Source organism: Pseudomonas sp. FP2300 (assembly GCF_030687595.1).
Taxonomy (GTDB): domain Bacteria; phylum Pseudomonadota; class Gammaproteobacteria; order Pseudomonadales; family Pseudomonadaceae; genus Aquipseudomonas; species Aquipseudomonas bijieensis.
On record NZ_CP117440.1, the window covers coordinates 6,587,003 to 6,608,753 of the forward strand.

The 21,751-nt window shown below is 61.6% G+C and carries 23 protein-coding genes and 1 pseudogene; 14 read left to right on the plus strand and 10 right to left on the minus strand.

All coding sequences use genetic code 11. The features are described from left to right. Nucleotides 1-193 precede the first annotated feature (193 nt). Nucleotides 194-1,588 carry an argininosuccinate lyase gene (gene argH / locus PSH86_RS29460; RefSeq protein ID WP_109752639.1) on the plus strand — a complete coding sequence of 465 codons (1,395 nt, stop codon included), beginning with the start codon at nt 194-196 and terminating at the stop codon, nt 1,586-1,588. Between the two features lie 128 nt (nt 1,589-1,716). On the opposite strand, the gene PSH86_RS29465 is transcribed toward argH, so the two are convergent. Next, complete coding sequence (locus PSH86_RS29465) at nt 1,717-2,376, minus strand: glutathione S-transferase family protein (protein WP_109752641.1); 660 nt, start codon at nt 2,374-2,376, stop codon at nt 1,717-1,719. 124 nt (nt 2,377-2,500) lie between these two features. Here PSH86_RS29465 and PSH86_RS29470 point away from each other — a divergent pair, with 124 nt between their 5' ends. The 3 genes from PSH86_RS29470 (at nt 2,501) to PSH86_RS29480 (ending at nt 6,311) form a co-directional block, all read left to right on the plus strand. Next, entirely contained in the window at nt 2,501-2,785 is a 285-nt protein-coding gene (locus tag PSH86_RS29470) for a hypothetical protein (RefSeq protein WP_109752643.1), read from the plus strand. Nucleotides 2,786-3,051: 266 nt separating this feature from the next. Beyond that, nucleotides 3,052-3,300, plus strand: coding sequence for a TIGR02647 family protein (locus PSH86_RS29475; RefSeq protein ID WP_060740096.1), 249 nt, complete (start codon nt 3,052-3,054; stop codon nt 3,298-3,300). 167 nt (nt 3,301-3,467) lie between these two features. After that, entirely contained in the window at nt 3,468-6,311 is a 2,844-nt protein-coding gene (locus PSH86_RS29480; protein ID WP_116833732.1) for a class I adenylate cyclase, read from the plus strand. 11 nt (nt 6,312-6,322) lie between these two features. Here PSH86_RS29480 and rnk read toward each other — a convergent pair whose 3' ends face one another. The 3 genes from rnk to cyaY all read right to left on the minus strand — a co-directional run bounded on the left by rnk (nt 6,323) and on the right by cyaY (nt 7,598). Further along, nucleotides 6,323-6,733 carry a nucleoside diphosphate kinase regulator gene (gene rnk, locus PSH86_RS29485; protein ID WP_109752647.1) on the minus strand — a complete coding sequence of 137 codons (411 nt, stop codon included), beginning with the start codon at nt 6,731-6,733 and terminating at the stop codon, nt 6,323-6,325. A 309-nt stretch (nt 6,734-7,042) separates the two neighbouring features. Further along, nucleotides 7,043-7,261, minus strand: coding sequence for a DUF1289 domain-containing protein (locus PSH86_RS29490; RefSeq protein WP_305486743.1), 219 nt, complete (start codon nt 7,259-7,261; stop codon nt 7,043-7,045). A gap of 4 nt (nt 7,262-7,265) precedes the next feature. Then, nucleotides 7,266-7,598 (minus strand): iron donor protein CyaY, encoded by a 333-nt coding sequence (cyaY, locus tag PSH86_RS29495; RefSeq protein WP_109752653.1) that lies wholly within the window; start codon nt 7,596-7,598, stop codon nt 7,266-7,268. A 184-nt stretch (nt 7,599-7,782) separates the two neighbouring features. On the opposite strand from cyaY, the gene PSH86_RS29500 reads away from it, so the two are divergent. From PSH86_RS29500 to PSH86_RS29525, 6 genes are read left to right on the plus strand one after another with little or no spacing between them, the layout of a single operon-like run. Further along, nucleotides 7,783-7,953, plus strand: a complete 171-nt coding sequence (locus tag PSH86_RS29500; protein ID WP_109752655.1) for a lipoprotein — start codon at nt 7,783-7,785, stop codon at nt 7,951-7,953. A gap of 9 nt (nt 7,954-7,962) precedes the next feature. Continuing rightward, a complete protein-coding gene (gene lysA / locus PSH86_RS29505; protein WP_109752657.1) occupies nt 7,963-9,210 on the plus strand; it encodes a diaminopimelate decarboxylase in 1,248 nt (415 codons plus the stop codon). Between the two features lie 4 nt (nt 9,211-9,214). Beyond that, nucleotides 9,215-10,045, plus strand: coding sequence for a diaminopimelate epimerase (gene dapF / locus PSH86_RS29510; protein WP_109752658.1), 831 nt, complete (start codon nt 9,215-9,217; stop codon nt 10,043-10,045). A 13-nt stretch (nt 10,046-10,058) separates the two neighbouring features. Continuing rightward, nucleotides 10,059-10,781, plus strand: coding sequence for a DUF484 family protein (locus tag PSH86_RS29515; RefSeq protein WP_109752660.1), 723 nt, complete (start codon nt 10,059-10,061; stop codon nt 10,779-10,781). 2 nt (nt 10,782-10,783) lie between these two features. Continuing rightward, the gene (gene xerC / locus PSH86_RS29520; protein WP_109752662.1) at nt 10,784-11,683 is read left to right on the plus strand and encodes a tyrosine recombinase XerC; all 900 of its coding nucleotides are present in this window, start codon (nt 10,784-10,786) and stop codon (nt 11,681-11,683) included. Beyond that, nucleotides 11,680-12,384: an HAD family hydrolase gene (locus PSH86_RS29525; RefSeq protein ID WP_109752664.1), complete on the plus strand. Its 705-nt coding sequence runs from the start codon at nt 11,680-11,682 to the stop codon at nt 12,382-12,384. The genes xerC and PSH86_RS29525 overlap by 4 nt, the downstream gene beginning before the upstream one ends. Nucleotides 12,385-12,580: 196 nt before the next feature. Here the strand turns inward: PSH86_RS29525 and sutA are convergent, their stop codons facing one another. The 4 genes from sutA to glnK form a co-directional block, all read right to left on the minus strand. Further along, the gene (gene sutA / locus PSH86_RS29530; RefSeq protein ID WP_003206813.1) at nt 12,581-12,904 is read right to left on the minus strand and encodes a transcriptional regulator SutA; all 324 of its coding nucleotides are present in this window, start codon (nt 12,902-12,904) and stop codon (nt 12,581-12,583) included. 102 nt (nt 12,905-13,006) lie between these two features. Next, nucleotides 13,007-13,432 (minus strand): secondary thiamine-phosphate synthase enzyme YjbQ, encoded by a 426-nt coding sequence (locus tag PSH86_RS29535; protein WP_109752956.1) that lies wholly within the window; start codon nt 13,430-13,432, stop codon nt 13,007-13,009. Nucleotides 13,433-13,644: 212 nt separating this feature from the next. Beyond that, nucleotides 13,645-14,979 (minus strand): ammonium transporter, encoded by a 1,335-nt coding sequence (locus PSH86_RS29540; protein ID WP_025216105.1) that lies wholly within the window; start codon nt 14,977-14,979, stop codon nt 13,645-13,647. Between the two features lie 33 nt (nt 14,980-15,012). Beyond that, entirely contained in the window at nt 15,013-15,351 is a 339-nt protein-coding gene (glnK, locus tag PSH86_RS29545; protein ID WP_002555808.1) for a P-II family nitrogen regulator, read from the minus strand. A gap of 413 nt (nt 15,352-15,764) precedes the next feature. Between glnK and PSH86_RS29550 the strand changes: the two genes are divergently transcribed. Next, nucleotides 15,765-16,025, plus strand: a complete 261-nt coding sequence (locus tag PSH86_RS29550; protein WP_060740084.1) for an accessory factor UbiK family protein — start codon at nt 15,765-15,767, stop codon at nt 16,023-16,025. 53 nt (nt 16,026-16,078) lie between these two features. Here the strand turns inward: PSH86_RS29550 and PSH86_RS30765 are convergent, their stop codons facing one another. Further along, nucleotides 16,079-16,942, minus strand: coding sequence for a methyl-accepting chemotaxis protein (locus PSH86_RS30765; RefSeq protein WP_370873840.1), 864 nt, complete (start codon nt 16,940-16,942; stop codon nt 16,079-16,081). 42 nt (nt 16,943-16,984) lie between these two features. After that, nucleotides 16,985-17,857, minus strand: a pseudogene (locus PSH86_RS30770) (MCP four helix bundle domain-containing protein); the annotation flags it as partial. 285 nt (nt 17,858-18,142) lie between these two features. Here PSH86_RS30770 and PSH86_RS29560 point away from each other — a divergent pair. Genes PSH86_RS29560 through PSH86_RS29570 form a run of 3 tightly spaced genes read left to right on the plus strand, consistent with a single transcriptional unit; the run spans nt 18,143 to nt 21,750 of the window. Then, nucleotides 18,143-19,567 carry a cytochrome c gene (locus PSH86_RS29560; protein WP_305486757.1) on the plus strand — a complete coding sequence of 475 codons (1,425 nt, stop codon included), beginning with the start codon at nt 18,143-18,145 and terminating at the stop codon, nt 19,565-19,567. A 3-nt stretch (nt 19,568-19,570) separates the two neighbouring features. Continuing rightward, nucleotides 19,571-20,119: a sugar dehydrogenase complex small subunit gene (locus PSH86_RS29565; RefSeq protein ID WP_109752672.1), complete on the plus strand. Its 549-nt coding sequence runs from the start codon at nt 19,571-19,573 to the stop codon at nt 20,117-20,119. After that, a complete protein-coding gene (locus tag PSH86_RS29570; protein ID WP_109752674.1) occupies nt 20,116-21,750 on the plus strand; it encodes a GMC family oxidoreductase in 1,635 nt (544 codons plus the stop codon). The genes PSH86_RS29565 and PSH86_RS29570 overlap by 4 nt, the downstream gene beginning before the upstream one ends. Nucleotide 21,751 lies beyond the last annotated feature (1 nt).

Genomic DNA, 21,751 nt, shown 5'->3' on the forward strand with positions numbered 1-21,751 from the left:
TACAGTCCACTGTAGACGGTTGCCACGACGATATTGCTCAATCGAAAAATATCGTTGTGCCAAACCCCTGTTGGATCCCAGGGTTCTATCGAAAAACCTGCCGACCAGTGCCAGCGCCAGTCCCGGCAACCCTGCTATCATCCGCCGCAGCCTTTAACCGCTAATTTCTCCACAGCCGATCACGAGCGAATTCATGAGCACTGACAAGACCAATCAGTCCTGGGGCGGCCGCTTCAGTGAACCCGTCGACGCCTTCGTCGCCCGCTTCACCGCCTCCGTCAACTTTGACCAGCGCCTGTATCGCCACGACATCATGGGTTCGATCGCCCACGCCACCATGCTGGCCAAGGTCGGCGTGCTGACCGATGCCGAGCGCGACAGCATCATCGACGGCCTGAAGACCATCCAGGCGGAAATCGAGGCCGGCCAGTTCGACTGGCGCGTCGACCTTGAAGACGTGCACATGAACATCGAAGCGCGCCTGACCGACCGCATCGGCGTGACGGGCAAGAAACTGCACACCGGCCGCAGCCGCAACGACCAGGTCGCCACCGACATCCGCCTGTGGCTGCGCGACGAGATCGACCTTATCCTGGCCGAAATCACCCGCCTGCAAAAAGGCCTGCTGGAGCAAGCCGAGCGCGAGGCCGAGAGCATCATGCCGGGCTTCACGCACCTGCAGACCGCCCAACCTGTAACGTTTGGGCATCACATGCTGGCCTGGTTCGAAATGCTCAGCCGCGACTACGAGCGCCTGGTGGACTGCCGCAAGCGCACCAACCGCATGCCCCTGGGCAGCGCCGCGCTGGCCGGCACCACATACCCGATCGATCGTGAATACACCGCGCAGTTGCTGGGCTTCGACGCCGTCGGCGGCAACTCGCTGGATAACGTCTCGGACCGCGATTTCGCCATCGAATTCTGTGCCGCCGCGAGCATCGCGATGATGCACCTGTCGCGCTTCTCCGAAGAGCTGGTGCTGTGGACCAGTGCGCAATTCCAGTTCATTGACCTGCCCGACCGCTTCTGCACCGGCAGCTCGATCATGCCGCAAAAGAAAAACCCCGACGTGCCAGAGCTGGTGCGTGGCAAGAGTGGCCGGGTGTTCGGTGCGCTGATGGGCCTGCTGACCCTGATGAAAGGCCAGCCGCTGGCCTACAACAAGGACAACCAGGAAGACAAGGAACCGCTGTTCGACGCCGCCGACACCTTGCGCGACTCGCTGCGCGCCTTCGCCGACATGATCCCGGCCATCAAGCCCAAGCACGCGGTGATGCGCGAAGCGGCTCTGCGCGGCTTCTCCACCGCCACGGACCTGGCCGATTACCTGGTGCGCCGTGGCCTGCCGTTCCGCGACTGCCACGAAATCGTTGGTCATGCCGTGAAGTACGGCGTGGACAGTGGCAAAGACCTGGCGGAAATGAGCCTGGACGAGCTGCGCAAGTTCAGTGACCAGATCGAACAGGACGTGTTTGCCGTGCTGACCCTCGAAGGCTCGGTCAATGCCCGTGACCACATCGGTGGCACCGCGCCGGCGCAGGTCAAGGCAGCGGTGGTACGCGGCCAGGCGTTGCTCGCCAGCCGCTAAAAGCCAAAAGCATCGCGAGCAGGCTCGCTCCCACAGTGGAACTTCAGTGAACACATGATTTGTGAACATGGAGATCAAATGTGGGAGCGAGCCTGCTCGCGATAACTCACTTCAAAACAGCACAAAACTCACTTCTTGGCAGCGATCTTCGCCAAAAAATCCGGCATCGCTGCCTCTCTATCCGCAGCGATCCGCTGCACGTTCGGGTTCCGCTCCAAACGCTCCATCAGTGCCTTGGCCGCCGGCATGTCCGCGAGCAAATCGATATCGAAGAGTTTCTTGCCCACCTGCAGGGCCAGCGAAAGACTGTAGAAGAAATACAGATCGGCAATGCTCAGACTATCCCCTGCCACATAAGGCGAGAATTTGCCGTGGCGGCCGAGCGAGGCGAACCCCAGCAGCAATTCGGCCCTGGACTTTTCCTTGATGGCGTCGGCGACCGACATGCCGAAAAACGCCTCGCCATAACAGGCTCGTCCCGGCAGCTCGATGTACAACTCGATTTCCCGGCACAAGGCCAATACCTGGGCGCGCTCGAACGGGTCGGCTGGCAGCAGGGCCTTACCCGGTTGGGTTTGCTCGATGTATTCGAGGATGACGCTGGTCTCGTTGATAAAGCCCTGCTCGGTCTTCAGCACTGGCACCTTGCCGCGGGGGCTGATGGCCAGGGCTTCAGGGGTCTGGCTACCGTAGAACTGCACTTCTTCGAAGGGCACGCCCTTCTCCAACAGCGCCAGCTTGACCATGTTGTAGTAGTTACTGACAGAGAAACCATAAAGCTTGAGCATTACAAAGCCTCCAGGCCGTGCGGGGTTGGCAGCCTTGCGTTATAGACCGCCGGGGCATTTCTTGCCAGGCGCATCACGCCGCTGAATGCAGGTAAACTGGCGGCCTTTCTTACAGGAGCCGGCCATGAGCGAGCCAACCGACATCGACAGCGACGAAGAAGAATTCGTCGAGAACACGCTGATCCAGGCCATCGAAAACCAGATCGAAAGTGAAAACCCGCCAGCGGCCAAGGCCACTTTCAATAAGTTGACCCTGGTGGGTTATGAGCGCGAAGACATCCTCAACCTGATGGCCCATGTGCTGGCGGTGGAGATCGATGCGATCCTGGAAGAGGATCGTGCGTTTAATACCGAGTGGTACGAAGCCGCCTTGCGCGCCTTGCCTGAGTTGCCGCCGGAAAAGAACTGAACGACAGGCAAACACACCCTGTGGCGAGGGGATTTATCCCCGCTGGGGCGCGAAGCGGCCCTAAAAAATTGGCCGCATTACGATTTTGGGCCTGCTGCGCAGTCCAGCGGGGATAAATCCCCTCGCCACGGATGTATTTGCCTGACAGAACACTGGCCCCCCTCACCCAAAACAAAAAAAGCATGCCTCTAAGACTGGACAGCTCGGCCGAGTGCGCTCACCTTAGTAACGCTGTCGACCAAATTCCTAGAAAGTCTGGAGTCCTTATGTCGCTTACCCCTGAGTTGGTTGCCGAACTGGAAATCCTTGCACTCTTCAACCTGGACAGTTCCCAGGAAGGCCTGAAAATTCATCAGACCGCTGCCCCTAAAGCGATTGCCGCTGCCCAACGCTTGTACGAGAAAGACCTGATCACCCAGCCCGACGGTGGTTACCTGACCAGCCTGGGACGGGACGCCGCCCAAAATGTCCAAACCGTCCTGACGATACTCAGCGTTCAACAAGAAGCCGCCTGATCCCCCTGCCGCCCACGGAAATCTCCTCTACGGGATTTCCGCAGGCGCACTGGCGCCCGGCGTAAAAAACCGGCATCAAAATCCTGTTTTCAGCTTAAGTATTCCCAAGACCGGGCGCTAACCTGCCATCACCCCACGTTCGACGCCGCGAGCCGGTTTGAGCAGACATGACCCGCAATCACGAAATACGCCCCGATCTGGACGAGGGAATCGACCGCAAGGTCTTGAGCCAGTTGCGCGCACGTTTCCTCAAGCTCAACACCGTGCGGATGGAGCGCGCCCTCGAAGGCCTGTCGCCGCGCCAGCAAGGCGTGTTGACGTTGCTGCCGCTGTTTTTTCACGTCAACCACCCGCTGCTGCCCGGCTACGTTTCCGGCAGTACCCCTGCCGGGCTGTCGAACTACGAGCCTGACGCCAATGTCCTTGCCGAAGCCCAGCGGCTGACCCGCTCGTTTTCCTACAAGCCCCGGCACGGCAGCAATCCACCGCGACCGATCCTTGGCCTGTTCCTGATGGGCAGCCTCGGCACCCTGGCCCAGGCCGACCAGAGCGACATGGACGTGTGGGTGTGCCACGGGCCGGACCTGAGCGACGATGAACTGGCCGAGCTGCGCAAGAAATGTCAGTTGCTGGAGATCTGGGCCGCGACCCAGGGCGCCGAAGCCCACTTTTTCCTGATCGACCCGGCGCGCTTCGTGCGGGGCGAGCGGGACAACCAGCTCAGCTCCGACGATTGCGGCACCACCCAGCATTACCTGCTGCTGGACGAGTTCTACCGCACCGCGATCTGGCTGGCCGGGCGCACGCCGATCTGGTGGCTGGTGCCGGTCTATGAAGAAGAGAATTACGAGCAGTACACCCATACGCTGATGTCCAAGCGTTTCATTCGCGCGGATGAAACATTGGACTTGGGGCACCTGGCCTACATTCCGCCGGGTGAATTCGTCGGTGCCGGGCTCTGGCAGCTCTTCAAAGGTATCGAGTCGCCCTACAAGTCCGTGCTCAAGCTGCTGCTGACCGAGGTCTATGCCAGCGAACACCCGAACGTGCGCTGCCTGAGCCTGCGCTTCAAGCAAGCCGTGTTTGCCAATCGCCTGGACCTGGAGGAGCTGGACCCGTACATGCTGGTTTACCGTCGCATCGAGGAATACCTCAATGCCCGTGGCGAACCCGAACGCCTGGAGTTGATCCGCCGCGCGCTGTACCTGAAGGTCAATCGCAAGCTCACCGGCCAGGCGCGCAGCAGCGGCTGGCAGCGGGTACTGCTCGAACGACTGGCCCGGGAATGGGGCTGGGACCAACGGCAACTGGCGCTGCTGGACAGCCGCAGCCAATGGAAAGTCCGTCAGGTCAGCCACGAGCGGCGGGCACTGGTCAACGAACTCACCCACAGCTACCGCTTCTTGACCCAGTTCGCCCGTACCGAAAAAACCGTCAGCCTGATCAACAAGCGCGATCTCAATGTGCTTGGCCGGCGGTTGTATGCCGCCTTCGAGCGCAAGGCCGACAAGGTCGAGTTCATCAACCCCGGCATTGCGCCGGACTTGGCCGAAGATACCCTGACACTGGTGCAGTCGCCGAACAAGAAAGAACCGGGGCAGAACCAGTGGGGCTTGTACAACGGCAGCCTCAACGCCCTGGAGTGGGAGAACTTCGCGCCGATCAAGCGCTGCCGCGAGTTGCTGGAACTGCTGACCTGGTGCCATCGCAACGGCGTGATCGACAGCAGCACACGCCTGGCGCTGCACCCCGGCGACAGCGACCTGAGCGAGTTCGAACTATTCAACCTGCTGGGCAGCCTGCAACAGACCATCGCCCTGCCCCTGACCACGGTGGACGAAGCACAACTGCTGCGCGCCAGCGTGCCCAGCGAAGTGCTGATCCTGGTGAACGTCGGCGTCGATCCGCTCAAGCACCACCGCGACCTGAATATCCTGATGACTACCGAGCGCACCGACTCCCTGAGCTATGCCGGGGTCCGCGAGAACCTGGTGCTGACCCTCGACCAGGTCACGCTCAACAGTTGGAATGAGGTGCTGGTCAACCGTTTCGACGGCGAACACGCCCTGCTCGACTGCCTGCGCGATTACCTCAACGACCTGCCCGTCACCCAGCGCCAGCCACGCTTGCAGGTGCGCTGCTTCTGCCACAACCGCGCCCAATTCATTGCCCGGCGCGTCGAAGAAGTCATCGAAACGGCGCAGACCCTGCTGTTGAGCAGGCTCAATCACCGCTACCTGCTTCAGGTCCAGCAGCACTATCACGTGCTGGAGCTGGTGCCCGGCCAGGTCAATCACGTGGCACTGGGCAGCTTGTCGGCGCTGATGGATTACCTGGGCGAGGAACTGACGGCCTACAGCCCCTTGCAACTGGACCCGATGGCCCTGGAAGACCATGACCTGGCGCTGATCCTGCCCATGGGGCAGCCCGAGTGCATCCAGGTGTTCTATCGCGTCAGCGAGGACGAAGCCGATCTGTACGTGCTCGATGAATTCAACGCGCTGTGGCAGCAACATGTGCCTTATCACGACGAACAAAGCCTGCTGGTGCCTTTGCAGCGTTTCTTGCAATCGGTGCTGTACCGTCGCGACGCCCTGCTGCCGCTGGACGCCGCCCAACCGCTGACCCTGGAAACCCTGTATTACCAGTTACTGCCCTCAGGCAACGGCCGGGCGCGGCGGATCGAAGCGCGGCAAGCGCCCCAGACACCGGTCAACAAGCCGTTCTATGACGTCCAGGCGATCATCGGCAAAGCGGCGCACGGGCAGGTGCATGTCACTCTGTACTGCGATCAGCAGGAGTTTTCCGAACTGGAACATGGCGACCAACTGTTCCGCGTGGTCGCCAGGGAGATCGTTGAACAGCGCCGCGAAGCCCAGCGCTATCGCTGCTACATCACCGACCTGGACCTCTCGGGCCTGGTGGGCGACGGGTCCTGCTCAAGCAATTTGTACCTGCGCTACAAGGCCGACCTGGAACGCGCGCTGAACGAGGCGCTGGCCTTGGTCTGAAGCACCGGCACTCAGAGGTGGAAATCACCGCCGGCTTCAGGCTGGTACTCGACCTCCAGCAACGTCAGCTTCAGCGTCTTGCCACCCGGAGCCGGCCAGTCGATGTGCTGGCCGACCTTCAGGCCCAGCAATGCACTGCCCACCGGTGCCAGGATCGAGATCCGGCCTTCGTCGGCATTGGCGTCCTGTGGATAGACCAAGGTCAGGTGATAATCCTTGCCGTTGCTTTCTTCGCGACAGTGCACACGCGAGTTCATGGTCACGACATCGGCAGGTACTTCTTCGTGGCCCACCACGTTCTCGGCGCGATCCAGTTCAGCTTGCAACGCAATCACGCCCGGCAGCGTTTCATCAAGACTGTCGATCAGGCGTTCCAGACGCTGTACGTCCAGGCGGGTAAGGGTGATGGAAGGTGCGGTCATGATCCAGGCAGACTCCTTTCTTCTGCACAAAAAAAGCAAAACCCCGCCACAAAAAGACGGGGTTTTCACGAGCCTCGATGGGTTGAGGCGTAGCCGGACACTATCACAGCTCAATAAATAAACAAGTCAGGCAGGATCTGCCCATTGTCATGAGGGGGCAGAGTTACTGTGGCGAGGGGAGTGTGGGAGCAAAGCTTGCTCGCGAAACAGGCGCCTCGACTTCTGAAAGACCGCGTCGCCTCCATCGCGGGCAAGCCTTGCTCCCACACAGCGGGGCGATGCGACACTTCCCGTCCCTCGCCACAATGATCACACCAGGGATTTGCGTTTAGCCGCCTCGGCACAGATCACCCGCCGCCGCTCGTCGTCGGCCGAGCGCCATTCGCGGATATGTTCCACGTGGCGCAAACAACCGAGGCAGAACTTCTGTTCATCCAGCTTGCACACGCCGGTACACGGCGAAGACACCGCGGGGCTGACATTACTGTAGAGCGGCTTGGCTGGGCGCGCCTGGGCTGTCTGGCTCACGCCGTCACAGGCCTTCGAAATCGAGTTTCACGCCAGCCTGCTGATCGACGATGCGCTCGAGCATCTCGCCCAATTGTTCTTCGCTCTTGTCGCACATCCAGCGCTCGCTTTCCTCGTCGTAGTCGAAATGGAAGCCACCGGACACCGCCGCCAGCCACAACTGCCGCAACGGCTCCTGGCGACTGAAGATCAATTGGCTGCCGTTTTCGAACTTGACGGTGAGTACACCGGCGGAGATTTCCAGGTCAATGTCCAGGCCACTGTCATCGAACACATCCTCCAGCGTTTGCTGGGTCGCATCGACCAGGTCGTGGAAACGGGCTTCAGTCAAACTCATTGCGGCAACCTCGAAAATGTCTGCTCATGCTCAAGCGCCGCAAGATACGGACGCCGCCCGGCGAATGCAAAGGATATACCGATCAGCGACCACAGTGCCGCCGGACGGGCGGCCCGTTGCATAGGCAAGCTGCCGGGTGGCCGGTATACTCCGGCGCAATTAAAGCATTTTCAAGGATTTCGCCATGAAGCGCCTGATCTCTTCCCTTGCTGCGCTCGTCGCGGTTGCCTGCCTCGTGACAGCCTGTGGTCAAAAAGGTCCGCTGTACCTGCCTGATGACAGCAAGTCCCCTGAAGAGCAGGCCAAGTCGTCGCAAGCCAAATCCCACGCGCACGACACCCACACCACTTACTAAGGGAACGCCATGGACGCTTTTAACTACCGTGGCGGGGAGCTGTTCGCGGAAGGGGTTGCCCTGTCCGCGATCGCCGAACGTTTCGGCACGCCGACCTACGTCTATTCCCGTGCCCACATCGAGGCCCAGTACCGGACGTTCGCCGATGCCCTCGACGGCATGCCGCACCTGGTGTGTTTCGCCGTCAAGGCCAACTCCAACCTGGGCGTGCTCAATGTCCTGGCGCGCCTGGGTGCCGGTTTCGACATCGTCTCCGGTGGCGAGCTCGAGCGTGTGCTGGCCGCTGGCGGTAGCGCCGACAAGATCGTGTTCTCCGGTGTCGGCAAGACCCGCGAAGACATGCGCCGCGCCCTGGAAGTGGGCGTGCACTGCTTTAACATCGAATCCACCGATGAGCTCGAGCGCCTGCAAATCGTCGCCGCCGAGCTGGGTGTTCGCGCACCGGTCTCCCTGCGCGTGAACCCGGACGTCGATGCTGGCACCCACCCGTACATTTCCACCGGTCTCAAGGAAAACAAGTTCGGTATCGCCATCGCCGACGCCGAAGACGTGTACGTGCGCGCCGCTCAACTGCCGAATCTGGAAGTACTGGGCGTCGATTGCCACATCGGTTCGCAACTGACCACCCTGGAACCGTTCATCGACGCCCTCGACCGCCTGCTGGCGCTGGTCGACCGCCTCGGCGATTGCGGCATCTACCTGCGTCACATCGACCTGGGCGGCGGTGTCGGCGTGCGCTATCGCGATGAAGAGCCGCCACTGGTGGCCGACTACATCAAGGCCGTGCGCGAGCGTCTGGAAGGCCGTGACCTGGCGCTGATGTTCGAACCGGGCCGCTACATCGTGGCCAACGCCGGCGTGCTGCTGACCCAGGTCGAGTACCTCAAGCACACCGAGCACAAGGATTTCGCCATCGTCGATGCGGCGATGAACGACCTGATCCGCCCAGCGCTGTACCAGGCCTGGATGGACGTCACCGCCGTGCGCCCTCGCGACACCGCGACCCGCAGCTATGACATCGTCGGGCCGATCTGCGAAACCGGCGACTTCCTGGCCAAGGGCCGGGAGCTGGCACTGGAAGAAGGCGATCTGCTGGCCGTGCATTCGGCCGGTGCCTACGGGTTTGTCATGAGTTCCAACTACAACACCCGCGGCCGCTGCGCCGAGGTGCTGGTGGACGGTGATCAGGCATTCGAAGTGCGTCGCCGCGAGACGGTAGCCGAGTTGTTTGCCGGCGAAAGCCTGCTGCCGGAGTAAAACCATGCTGCTGCGTTTTACCAAGATGCACGGCCTGGGCAATGACTTCATGGTCCTCGACCTGGTCAGCCAGCACGCGCACATCCTGCCCAAGCATGCCAAGCAATGGGGTGACCGGCACACCGGCATCGGTTTCGACCAGTTGCTGATCGTCGAGGCGCCCAACAACCCGGACGTGGATTTCCGTTATCGGATCTTCAATGCCGACGGCTCGGAAGTGGAACAATGCGGCAACGGCGCGCGCTGCTTCGCCCGCTTCGTGCTGGACAAGCGCCTGACCGCCAAGCGACATATCCGCGTCGAGACCAAGAGCGGCATCATCGAGCTGGATGTGCGCAGCGACGGCCAGATCGGCGTCAACATGGGCGCTCCGCGCCTGGTGCCAGCAGACATCCCCTTCCAGGCACCGGCCCAAGCGTTGAGCTATCAGGTGGACGTCGACGGCACCCCGGTGGAACTGGCGGCGATCTCCATGGGCAACCCCCACGCCGTGCTGCGAGTGGCCGATATCAACAGTGCCCCGGTGCATGAGCTGGGGCCGAAAATCGAGCATCATCCGCGCTTCCCCGCACGGGTGAACGTCGGTTTTCTGCAAGTCATCGACCGCCATCGTGCACAATTGCGCGTCTGGGAACGCGGCGCCGGGGAAACCCAGGCCTGCGGTACCGGCGCCTGTGCCGCTGCAGTCGCTGCGATCAGTCAGGGGTGGATGGATTCGCCATTGTTGATCGACCTGCCCGGCGGGCGCCTGTCCATCGAATGGGCGGGCCCTGGCCAACCGGTGATGATGACCGGCCCGGCAGTGCGCGTATACGAAGGACAAGTTCGTCTTTGAGTGAGCCAAACCCATGACCGACCAGCCACAGGTTCCAGCCCCACAGCCCGACGAATCCCCCAGCCTTCCAGAAGCCGCGGCCGTGGCGGCCTATCTGGAGGCTCATCCGGATTTCTTCGTCGAGCACGAAGAACTGCTTGCGACGATGCGCATCCCCCACCGGCGCGGCGATACCGTGTCGCTGGTGGAACACCAGATGAAAATCCTGCGCGAGCGCAACATCGAAATGCGCCATCGTCTTTCGCACCTGATGGACGTGGCCCGGGACAACGACCGGCTTTTCGACAAGACCCGTCGGCTGATCCTGGCCCTGATGGACGCCAGCACCCTCGAAGACCTGGTCATGAGTGTCGAAGACAGCCTGCGCCAGGATTTCCAGGTGCCCTTCGTCAGCCTGATCCTGTTTGGCGACAACGCCATGCCGGTGGGCCGCTGGGTAACCCACGCCGAAGCGCAGACAGCCATCGGCGGCCTGCTCACGGAAAACAAAAGCGTCAGCGGTAGCCTGCGCGAGCATGAGCTGGACTTCCTGTTCGGCGAAGAACAACGCAAGCAGATCGGCTCCACCGCCGTCGTCGCCATCGCCCACCAGGGCGTGCACGGCGTGCTGGCCATCGCCAGCCGCGATCCGCAGCACTACAAGAGTTCGGTGGGCACGCTGTTCTTGAGCTACATCGCCGAAGTCACCGGCCGGGTGCTGCCAAGGGTCGCCGGTTCGCTGCGCTCGGTACGCTGATGATGGAACGGCAACTGGACGCCTACTGCGAACACCTGCGCAGTGAGCGCCAGGTGTCGCCCCACACGCTGTCGGCTTATCGCCGCGACCTGGAAAAAGTCCTGGGCTGGTGCCAGAAGCAGAACATCGGCAGCTGGGCGGCCCTGGACATCCAGCGCTTGCGCAGCCTGGTCGCCCGCCTGCATCAACAGGGGCAATCCTCCCGCAGCCTGGCGCGGCTGTTGTCGGCGGTGCGTGGCCTGTATCACTACCTCAACCGCGAAGGCTTGTGCGATCACGACCCGGCCACCGGCCTGGCGCCGCCCAAGGGCGAACGCCGGCTGCCCAAGACCCTCGATACCGACCGCGCCCTGCAATTGCTTGAAGGCGCCGTCGAGGATGACTTCCTGGCACGACGCGACCAGGCGATTCTCGAGCTGTTCTATTCTTCCGGCCTGCGGCTTTCGGAACTGACGGGGCTTAACCTGGATCAACTGGACCTGGCCGATGGCATGGTCCAGGTGCTCGGCAAGGGCAGCAAGACACGCCTGCTGCCCGTCGGCCGCAAGGCCCGCGAAGCCCTGGAGCAGTGGCTGGCGCTGCGGGCGCTGACCAACCCCGCCGACGACGCGGTCTTCGTCAGCCAACAAGGGCGGCGCCTGGGCCCGCGGGCGATTCAGTTGCGGGTCAAGGCCGCCGGTGAACGCGAGCTGGGACAGAACCTGCACCCACATATGCTCAGGCACTCCTTCGCCAGCCATCTTTTGGAATCGTCCCAGGACCTGCGCGCCGTCCAGGAGTTGCTCGGCCACTCGGACATCAAGACCACACAGATCTATACCCATCTGGACTTCCAGCACCTGGCGACGGTCTATGACAGTGCCCACCCCAGGGCCAAACGCATCAAGGGCGACGAATCATGACCATCGAGCTCATCACTTTCGACCTGGACGACACCCTGTGGGATACCGCCCCGGTGATCGCCAGCGCCGAAGCCGTACTCCGCCAATGGCTGACCGACAACGCACCGAACCTGGGCGGCGTACCGGTGGAGCATCTTTTTTCGATTCGCGAGCAAGTCTTGCGCGAAGAGCCCGGCCTGAAGCATCGCATCAGTGCATTGCGCCGACGGGTGCTGTTCCGCGCACTGCAAGAGGCCGGCTACGATCAGTGGCAAGCGTCTGAGCTGGCGGACGAGGCATTCGAGACGTTCCTGCATGCCCGTCATCAACTGGAGGTTTTCCCCGAGGTGCAGCCCACCCTGGAGATCCTGGCCAATCATTTCGCCCTTGGCGTGGTCACCAATGGCAATGCCGACGTGCGGCGCCTGGGGCTGGCGGACTATTTCAAGTTCGCCTTGTGCGCCGAAGACATTGGCATCGCCAAGCCTGACGCCCGACTGTTCCACGAAGCCCTGCAACGCGGCGGCGCCACGGCGCAGACCGCCGTGCACATTGGCGATCACCCGGGCGATGACATCGCCGGCGCCCAACAGGCCGGCCTGCGCGCGGTGTGGTTCAACCCGACGGGCAAGGCCTGGGAGGCCGACCATGCGCCAGATGCGGAGATTCGCAGCCTGACCGAACTGCCGGGGTTGCTGGCAGGTTGGCATAGCCAACCCTGAACCCACTACTCTGTAGCCGCCAACCCCCCTTTGCGGGAGCGAGCCTGCTCGCGATGGCGGCGGCACATCCAACATCAATACCAGCAGACCCACCGCTATCGCGAGCAGGCTCGCTCCCACAGGTCCGAGACTTTATCTGGCCCATGAAAAAGCCCGCAGCGACGGCGGGCTTTTTCAGCAAGCAAGAAGCAGAAGCTCAGATAGGGCGGCTGCCGTACTTGTTGTCCGGCTTCTTGGGCGGATCAGCGACCACGTTGGCCTCCACTTCCTGCACCTTACCGCCCCTGGCCAGGAATTCCTCCATGGCCTTGGCGAGCGCATCACGCTCCTTGTTCTTGGCCTCTACGCTCGGCAACTCGTCGACCGACACCGCGGCCTTGGCCTTGCCTTTGGCGGTAGGAACCGGAACATCGGCCCCATCATCGTCGGCTACGTCTTCAGCCGCCGCTTCAAGGCCTTCTTCGGTCTCGTCTTCGTCGCCCACTTCGAGGTCGTCGTTTTCCAGATCATCGTCGCTCATGTTCTACCTCATGACTTGCGAAAAGCAGATTAGTTATAGCCCAGCTTCGCCATCTGTTCGAAGGCTGCCAGAAAAAATTCAACATCCGCCGGCAATCAGCGGTTATGCCCCTTCACCGTACAAGGTGGCGAGGACTTTACGAGCACCGCCGTGATCACGGTGCTCGCCCAGATAAACACCTTGCCAGGTACCCAATGCCAACCGTCCTGCCGTGACCGGCAGGCTGAGCTGGCAACCGAGCACACTGGCCTTGAAGTGCGCCGGGAGGTCGTCCAGGCCTTCGTCGTTGTGCTCATAGTCGGCGGTTCCTTGTGGGATCAGCCGATTGAAAAATCGTTCGAAGTCTCGACGTACCGCCGAATCGGCGTTCTCGTTGATGGTCAACGAAGCCGAGGTATGCTGCAGCCACAGATGCAACAGACCGACACGACACGCCTGGAGTTCAGGCAGGCCGGCAAGCAATTCGTCCGTCACCAGATGAAAGCCCCGGGGCCTTGCCCGCAGGGTTATCAGCGTCTGTTGCCACATACAGATCTCCGCACGTTCGGCGCGCATTCTAGCGCGCTCTGGGAAAAAACAAAGGGCCTAATATTCTTGCTTCGATGTAAGCCTTTGGCGGTACAAAACCCCATGTCGCATCCACAACAAAAGGCGTCGGGAAAACCGCCGCGTCCTGTGAGCAGTGACAAATTCCAGACAAAAAAATGCCCGGCGAACCGGGCATTTTTTATTGCGTGTGCTTACAGGTTGTAGCCACGTTCGTTGTGTTGGGCCAGGTCCAGGCCCACGGCCTCTTCTTCCTCGGAGACACGCAGCCCCATGACGGCGTCCAGCACCTTGAGAATGATGAAGGTGACGATCGCGGTGTAGACCACGGTGAAAGCCACGCCCTTGAATTGAATCCACACTTGCGCACCGATATCGGTCACGGTGCCGAAGCCACCCAGTGCCGGTGCCGCGAACACACCGGTCAGGATCGCGCCGAGGATACCGCCAATGCCGTGCACGCCGAAGGCGTCCAGGGAGTCGTCGTAGCCGAGTTTGCGCTTGAGGGTGGTGGCGCAGAAGAAGCACACCACGCCCGCCGCCAGGCCGATGACCAGGGCGCCCATCGGGCCCACGGTGCCGGCAGCCGGGGTGATTGCAACCAGGCCGGCCACCACGCCCGAGGCGATGCCCAGTGCGCTTGGCTTGCCGTGGGTGATCCACTCGGCAAACATCCAGCCCAGCGCCGCGGCGGCGGTAGCGATCTGGGTCACCAGCATCGCCATGCCGGCGGTGCCGTTGGCAGCGACTGCGGAACCGGCGTTGAAGCCGAACCAGCCAACCCACAGCATCGCCGCGCCCATCAGGGTATAGCCCAGGTTATGCGGCGCCATCGGCGTGGTCGGGAAGCCTTTGCGCTTGCCCAGTACCAGGCACGCCACCAGGCCGGCGATACCGGCGTTGATGTGCACCACGGTGCCGCCAGCGAAGTCCAGCACGCCCCAGTCCCACAGCAGGCCGCCGTTACCGGACCAGACCATGTGGGCGATCGGTGCATACACCAGGGTGAACCATACGCCCATGAAAACCAGCATGGCGGAGAACTTCATCCGCTCGGCAAACGCACCGACGATCAGCGCTGGAGTGATGATGGCGAAAGTCATCTGGAAGGTAATGAACACTGCTTCAGGGAACAGCGCCGCCGGGCCGGTCAGGCTGGACGGGGTGACGCCTGCCAGGAACGCTTTGCCCAGGCCGCCGACAAAGGAGTTGAAGTTGACGACGCCCTGCTCCATGCCGGTGGTGTCGAACGCGATGCTGTAGCCATAGATGACCCACAGGACGCTGATCAGACCGGTAATGGCAAAGCACTGCATCATCACGGAAAGAAGGTTTTTCGACCGGACCATGCCACCGTAGAACAGTGCCAGGCCGGGAATGGTCATGAACAGTACAAGAATCGTGGCCGTGAGCATCCAAGCGGTGTCGCCGGAGTTCAGGACTGGGGCTGCCGCTTCTTCTGCCATGGCCAGGCCTGGCATTGCGAAGGACAACAGGGCTCCTAGCCCTGCGAATTTACGCAGAGTCATATTGTTTTCTCCTGGGGCGTTGGGTTTGGCGGCTTAGATGGCGTCGGTATCGGTTTCGCCGGTACGGATGCGGATAGCCTGTTCCAGATTGACCACAAAGATCTTCCCGTCACCGATCTTGCCGGTGTTGGCGGCCTTGGTGATTGCCTCGATCACCCGGTCAAGATCCTTGTCGTCAATGGCGACATCAATCTTCACCTTGGGCAGGAAATCGACCACGTATTCCGCGCCGCGATACAGCTCGGTGTGACCTTTCTGCCGACCGAAGCCTTTGACCTCAGTAACGGTAATGCCCTGCACGCCGATCTCGGACAACGACTCGCGCACGTCGTCCAACTTGAACGGCTTGATGATGGCAGTGACTAGCTTCATGAAACTTTCTCCCGAATTGGTGGACTTGCCCCAGGAAAACAAACCCGACTCAAGTCTAAGCGCAGTGCCTGGCTTTGTAACGCATCGTCGGCCCAAGTTGCCCGACAGGTGCCAGTTAACCGATCCTGACGAAACTCCCCGTTCCGCCTGCTGCACTGCATTCGTCACAGCGACTGCATCAGTGCATGGGTCATCAGCCTCTAAGCAGAAACCTTGCCATCTGTACCCAAACCCTCTGATTTCAGTCTCTTACCCACCGTGCCCGCTTGCTCCGCCCCACGAACCGCAGCGATACGCACAACAACAGTGCGACGATGCCCGGCCTCGTGCGCGAAAAGCGTGCATCCTTGCTTGCAAATTGACTATAGACACTGCGTGGTACACTGCCCGCCATTGTTTTCAGGACACTGCATATGCTTGCGCCCAAAGACCTCCTCGACGCCCTGAGCGGCCACGCCTCCCGTATCTTGAGTGGTGACACGCCGCTGCCCAAGAGCGAAATCGAAAGCCAGTTCAAGGCTCTGCTGCAAAGCGGGTTCAGCAAACTGGACCTGGTGAGCCGGGAAGAATTCGACAGCCAGATGGTCGTGCTGGCCCGGACTCGGGCGCGGCTCGAAAGCCTGGAGGCCAAGGTCGCGGAGTTGGAAGCGCGACTGGCTCCGGCCCAGGAATAAACCGCACGCCGGCGACATACGCCCGGTAGCCCAGGCGTATTCAGCCCGACGGGTCAGAGACGGAAACGGCCAACCAGTGTATTGAATGACAGGGCCAGGTTGGACAGCTCCTGACTCGAAGCGTTGGTCTGGTTCGCCCCAGCGGCGGTCTGGGTCGAGAGATCCTGGATATTCACCAGGTTGCGATCAACCTCCCGGGCCACATGGGCCTGCTCCTCGGAAGCCGTGGCAATCACCAGGTTACGGTCATTGATCTGCGAGATGCCGTCGGCGATCTGCTCCAGCGCCTCGCCCGTGGCCCGGGCCAGGCTCTGGGTCTCGGTCACCAGCGCCTGGCTCTTGCCCATGGCATCGACCGCGCTGTCGGCACGGTCCTGCACCGCGTGGATCATGCTCTCGATTTCACCGGTTGACGCCTGGGTGCGTGCCGCCAGGGCGCGAACCTCATCGGCCACCACGGCAAAACCGCGGCCCTGCTCCCCGGCGCGAGCCGCCTCGATGGCCGCGTTGAGCGCCAACAGGTTGGTTTGTTCAGCGATCCCGCGGATCACATCCAGCACCTTGCCAATATCGCGTACCTGAACGGCAAGATCCCTGACCAGGCCGGTGGACGAGGTGATTTCCTGGGTCGCAGTGTCGATCGCCTGCACCGCGCTACGGGCCTGATCACGTCCCTCGCTGGCCTGTGTGCTGGTCGATTGCGAAGCCTGTGAAGTGGAGACCGCGTTGCGGGCCACCTCCTCGACCGCTGAAGTCATTTCGGTCACGGCGGTAGCGGCCTGCTGGATTTCGTCATTCTGCCGGATCAAGGCACGACTGCCATCATCGGTGACCGCCGTCAGCTCCTCGGCGGCAGACGCCAATTGGTCCGAAGCGTTGGCAATCTGCTGGATGGTGGCCTTCAAACTCGTCTGCATATCGCCCAAGGCCTTGAGCAACTGGCCGGCCTCATCGCGACTGTTGCTGGTGATGTGCTGAGTGAGATCGCCCTGGGCGATGCGTTGTGCGCAATCGACCGCCACGGCAATCGGTCGACTGATCAGGCGACTGATAAACATGCCCAACAGCAGCGCGGCGATAAACGCCACGACAATGCCGCTGTACAGCACGGTCTTGGCCGTCGCCTCCTGCTGCGTGGCGGCCTTGGCGTCTTCGCTGATCTGACGGTCATTGGAGTCGATCATGATGGTCAACTGGTCCATCACCTTGCGATAAGTCTTCTGCAGGTCACCCAGCAACAGGGTGCGACCGTTCTCCAGGTCGCCAGCCGCCATCATCGCCACGTACTGCTGCACCATGGCCTGGTAGACCGGCCAATCCCGGGCCATCTGGTCGCCAGCGATGCGCTCGTCTTCAGCCAGGTTGCCTTTGCGGTAATCGGCGAAAGCCTTTTCGCTGGCCAACTGATTGGCTTTCATCGAAGCGAGAAACTCATCCTTCATGCTCTGCGGAGCATTGCCGGCGGTAGCGACATACAGTCGGTACATGTCGCGCGTCTGGCCGACCGCCTTGGTCTTGGTCTGCGACGTATTGGCGACCGAGACCAGGTTGTTGTTGAACACCCCCTGCAAACGTGTCGACAGTGCGGAAACCCCACTGACGCCAAGCATGCCCACGGCGAGCGTGATCAGGGCGCAGAGGAAAAACGAGGTGATCAGTTTGGTTGATAATTTTGCGTCATTGAGCCAGTTCATCGGTGGATCCTCACGGGATGCTGGTCCAGCAGCCCTGCTATGTGTGCATTTCCCTGCCCCGCGTAACGCCAGGTAAAGGGCCTGTGTCCAGACTCCATCGCCGCTGATATAAACCTCGAGCAAGACGTCGTACAACATCACAAACGTACAAGCTAAATTCCCTGCTCGCCTTCAAACTTGATGGAGCGACCTCCTCGCTTTTTTGCCCATTGCGCTCACAACGCCATAGGCCAAATATCTTCTGAAATACTTGAGATAGAGACATTTAATGAAAAAATTAAATGATGGCTTATAGCCATATTTCTTGAGAAATGTTACATCATGTGACACATTGATCACAACATAAGACATCGTATGACTTAGGCCATTTCTATGAAATGAACCTAAGAACGTGCATCGAAGCCCCACCGTGAGGAGTTACACATGCATCCGCAGAGGATGGGTCAGCCATTGCCCGGTGTGCGCAAGGCCAAACCCGTGAGGAAGAAGCTTGCAGAGTGCCTGGCCCTGATAACGATCAGCCTGGCAGCCCATGGCGAAACGCTCGATACCAGCGCCTCGCCCGGCAAGCGACTGGCAGTGGCCGCCGATTGCGTGGCCTGCCATAGCACCCTCGGCGGCAAGCCCTTTGTCGGCGGTTATCCACTCAACTCGCCAATGGGCGTCATCTACTCAACGAACATCACCCCTTCCAAGACCGCCGGCATCGGCCAATACACTCAGGCAGACTTCGCCCGCGCCGTGCGCGACGGCGTGACCCCGGACGGCACCCACCTGTACCCGGCGATGCCCTACACCTCCTACGCAAAGATGACCGACAGCGACGTTGCCGCCCTGTACCAGTACTTCATGGATGAAGTCACGCCGGTGGATACGCCCAGTCCCAAGACCGAACTCGACTTTCCGTTCAATATCCGCGCCTCGATGCTCGGCTGGAACGCCCTGTTCCATAGCCAGAAACGCTTCGAAGCGGATCCGGGCAAGTCCGCGCAGGTCAATCGCGGTGACTACCTGGTCAACGCACTGGCCCATTGCGACACCTGCCATACCCCGCGCAATGCCCTGATGGCAGCGGATAACGCCAAGGCGCTTTCCGGCGGTTCACTGGGCGCCTGGTATGCACCCAACATCACCTCGGACAAGACCAGTGGGATCGGTGCCTGGTCGAGCGATGAGCTCGTTGCCTACCTGCGCACCGGTCATGTAGGGGGCAAGGCACAGGCGGCCGGCCCCATGGCCGAAGCGGTCGAGAACAGCCTGCAGTACCTTGGCGAAGATGACCTCAAGGCCATCGCGGCCTATCTGCTGCAGACCCCACCGATCGCTACCGGCGAGCAACAGGCCCGCCATACCTTCGGTCAGGCCTCGAACGACGAACTCAGCCTGCGTGGCGGCAAGCCGCAGGACAATCCGGGCTGGCACATCTTCAGCGGCACCTGCGCCAACTGTCACCAGGCCAACGGCGAGGGCACCCGTGAATATCCGTCACTGTTCCACAACACCGCGACCAGCCGCCGCGACAACCTGATCGCGACGATCGTCTACGGCGTGCATCGCGAAGTCGACGGCGTGGCAATCGACATGCCGGGCTTCGGTCCCGGTGCGCTGTTCACCGATCGTCTCGACGACCAGCAGATCGCCGACGTCAGCAACTACGTCGTGTCCCGCTACGGCAACGCCGGATTGAACGTGACTGCCGCCGATGTGGCACAGGTTCGCGAAGGCGGACCCAAGGCCCCCATCGCAGTGCTGGCACGCTACAGCGTACCGGCACTGGTTGTGCTCGGCCTGCTGATCCTCCTGGGGCTTTACAGGCTCAAGGCTCGTCGCCGGCTGCAGGAGGCCTGAGCAATGGACACTTCAATGACCGACAAACACATGCCCGTTTCATCTACCCCCACCAACCACCTATCCCGCCGCGGCCTGCTGCGCGGGTCGGTCACCCTGGGCCTGGTGGCCTTGGTCGGAGGCCTCGGCCCCTGGCAATCGGTGATGGCCGAGGGCGACCAGGACTTTATCGCCCTGTCGCAATTCCTGGTCAGCCGTCCGGTCAACCCGGTCCTGGCGGCGCGCTACTACCGCGCCCTGAGCCGGCGCGCACCGAACTTCAGTGGCAATGTCGGCGCCCTCAGGCAACTGGTCGACGGGCAGGGCTTCAAGCATGTGGATGAATACCTGGCCCAGGCCAACCCGGACCCATCGTTGAAAGCGACGGCCACCAGCATCATTTCGGCCTGGTACCTGGGCATCGTCGGCGAGCTCGCCGATGCCGAACTGATCAGTTACTCCGAGGCGCTGATGTATCGCCCGACCCACGGCATTCTCATCATTCCAACCTACGGTGGCGGCCCCGACTCCTGGGGCGCCAAGCCAGCCGACACGCAGGATTTCAAACTATGAGCAGCGTTGTTTACGACGCCGATGTGGTCGTCATCGGCTCCGGCGTGATGGGTGGCTTGATTGCCAGCGAGCTGGCCAAGTCGAACAAGTCCGTGATCGTTCTCGAAGCGGGCCCGCGGGTGAACCGCCGCGACATCGTCGAAACCTTCCGCAATGCGCCGGTCAAGCTCTCACTGGCCAATGCCAAGCTGCAAGGCGCCGGTTCGCCCTATCCAAGCTTGCCCCACGCACCTTCCACCTATGGCGACTACCTGCAGCAGGTCGGCCCGGTGAAGTACAACACCTCCTACCTGCGGGTGGTCGGCGGCACCACCTGGCACTTCGGTTCCTCGCTGTGGCGCATGCTGCCCAACGACTTCCGCCTCAACGCCCTCTACGGGCGCGGGCGTGACTGGCCAATCAGCTATGACGAATTGGAGCCTTTCTACGCCCGCGCCGAGACCGAGCTGGGTGTGTCCGGGGTCGACGGCCAGGATGAAAGCGGCCAGGGTGGCGCGGCCTATCCACCGCGCTCGATCCCTTACCCGATGGAAGGCCTCAAGCCCAGCTACATGTTCAAGCGTCTCTCGAGCCTGTTGAGCAAGGGCGGCTACAACCCGATCCTCGAACCCAACGGACGCGCCACCCGCCCCTATGGCAAGCGTCCGCCGTGCGCGGGCAACAACAACTGCAACCCGGTCTGCCCGATTGCCGCCAAGTACGACGGTTCGATGCACATCGACGAGGCCGAGCGCCATGGCGCCAAGGTCCTGGACAACTCGGTGGTGTACCGGATCGAGGCCGGTGACGACGGCAAGATCACCGCGATCTGGTACATGCGCCCGGACAAGACCCAGCATCGCCTGACCGCCCGCTACTTCGTGCTGGCGGCCTATGGCATCGAATCGCCGAAGCTGTTGCTGATGTCCACGTCCGAGCGATACCCCAACGGCATCGCCAACACCTCCGACCAGGTCGGCCGCAACCTGATGGACCACACCGGCGTGAGCATGAACGTGATGACCAAGGAGGACATGTGGCCCGGCGAGGGACCGACCCAGTTGCTGGTCTACCTGAACAGCCGCGACGGCGCCTTCCGCAAGGATTACCCGAGCTACAAGATCAAGGTGCGCAACACGGTGCCCACCTCGCAGATCACCACCAACCTGATCGCCAAGGGCGTGCTGGGCTCCAAGCTCGACGAACAGATCCGCCTGCAGTCGGCGCGCTCCTTGAACTGGGCAGTGGACTTCGAAACCCTGCCGCTGCCGGAAAACCGCGTCACTCCGAGCAAGACCCGCTTCGACGCGATTGGCCTGCCGGTGCCGGAGATCTACTACAGCGTTCCCGACTACTGGCACGCGGGCAAGGAAAAGGCCTTGGAGGACCTCAAGCAGTTCGCCCACCTGCTCGACGCCGACATCCTCAGCACCGACGTCAACTTCCAGAACCGTCAGCACATCATGGGCACCACCATCATGGGTAACGATCCGAAAAACTCGGTGGTCGACCGCGACTGCCGCAGCCACGACCACGCCAATCTGTTTATCGCCGGGACCAGCGTGATGCCGTCATCATCCTGCGTGAACCCCACGCTGACAGGGGCCGCACTGAGCATACGGATCGCCGATCAATTGCTGAGGGAGGTGTAAA

What these genes read in the sequence shown, in the direction of transcription:
- argH (WP_109752639.1), top strand. Translation starts at nt 194, where the DNA reads ATGAGCACTGACAAGACCAATCAGTCCTGGGGCGGCCGCTTCAGTGAA.
- PSH86_RS29465 (WP_109752641.1), bottom strand. Translation starts at nt 2,376, where the DNA reads ATGCTCAAGCTTTATGGTTTCTCTGTCAGTAACTACTACAACATGGTC.
- PSH86_RS29470 (WP_109752643.1), top strand. Translation starts at nt 2,501, where the DNA reads ATGAGCGAGCCAACCGACATCGACAGCGACGAAGAAGAATTCGTCGAG.
- PSH86_RS29475 (WP_060740096.1), top strand. Translation starts at nt 3,052, where the DNA reads ATGTCGCTTACCCCTGAGTTGGTTGCCGAACTGGAAATCCTTGCACTC.
- PSH86_RS29480 (WP_116833732.1), top strand. Translation starts at nt 3,468, where the DNA reads ATGACCCGCAATCACGAAATACGCCCCGATCTGGACGAGGGAATCGAC.
- rnk (WP_109752647.1), bottom strand. Translation starts at nt 6,733, where the DNA reads ATGACCGCACCTTCCATCACCCTTACCCGCCTGGACGTACAGCGTCTG.
- cyaY (WP_109752653.1), bottom strand. Translation starts at nt 7,598, where the DNA reads ATGAGTTTGACTGAAGCCCGTTTCCACGACCTGGTCGATGCGACCCAG.
- PSH86_RS29500 (WP_109752655.1), top strand. Translation starts at nt 7,783, where the DNA reads ATGAAGCGCCTGATCTCTTCCCTTGCTGCGCTCGTCGCGGTTGCCTGC.
- lysA (WP_109752657.1), top strand. Translation starts at nt 7,963, where the DNA reads ATGGACGCTTTTAACTACCGTGGCGGGGAGCTGTTCGCGGAAGGGGTT.
- dapF (WP_109752658.1), top strand. Translation starts at nt 9,215, where the DNA reads ATGCTGCTGCGTTTTACCAAGATGCACGGCCTGGGCAATGACTTCATG.
- PSH86_RS29515 (WP_109752660.1), top strand. Translation starts at nt 10,059, where the DNA reads ATGACCGACCAGCCACAGGTTCCAGCCCCACAGCCCGACGAATCCCCC.
- xerC (WP_109752662.1), top strand. Translation starts at nt 10,784, where the DNA reads ATGGAACGGCAACTGGACGCCTACTGCGAACACCTGCGCAGTGAGCGC.
- PSH86_RS29525 (WP_109752664.1), top strand. Translation starts at nt 11,680, where the DNA reads ATGACCATCGAGCTCATCACTTTCGACCTGGACGACACCCTGTGGGAT.
- sutA (WP_003206813.1), bottom strand. Translation starts at nt 12,904, where the DNA reads ATGAGCGACGATGATCTGGAAAACGACGACCTCGAAGTGGGCGACGAA.
- PSH86_RS29535 (WP_109752956.1), bottom strand. Translation starts at nt 13,432, where the DNA reads ATGTGGCAACAGACGCTGATAACCCTGCGGGCAAGGCCCCGGGGCTTT.
- PSH86_RS29540 (WP_025216105.1), bottom strand. Translation starts at nt 14,979, where the DNA reads ATGACTCTGCGTAAATTCGCAGGGCTAGGAGCCCTGTTGTCCTTCGCA.
- glnK (WP_002555808.1), bottom strand. Translation starts at nt 15,351, where the DNA reads ATGAAGCTAGTCACTGCCATCATCAAGCCGTTCAAGTTGGACGACGTG.
- PSH86_RS29550 (WP_060740084.1), top strand. Translation starts at nt 15,765, where the DNA reads ATGCTTGCGCCCAAAGACCTCCTCGACGCCCTGAGCGGCCACGCCTCC.
- PSH86_RS30765 (WP_370873840.1), bottom strand. Translation starts at nt 16,942, where the DNA reads ATGCAGACGAGTTTGAAGGCCACCATCCAGCAGATTGCCAACGCTTCG.
- PSH86_RS29560 (WP_305486757.1), top strand. Translation starts at nt 18,143, where the DNA reads ATGCATCCGCAGAGGATGGGTCAGCCATTGCCCGGTGTGCGCAAGGCC.
- PSH86_RS29565 (WP_109752672.1), top strand. Translation starts at nt 19,571, where the DNA reads ATGGACACTTCAATGACCGACAAACACATGCCCGTTTCATCTACCCCC.
- PSH86_RS29570 (WP_109752674.1), top strand. Translation starts at nt 20,116, where the DNA reads ATGAGCAGCGTTGTTTACGACGCCGATGTGGTCGTCATCGGCTCCGGC.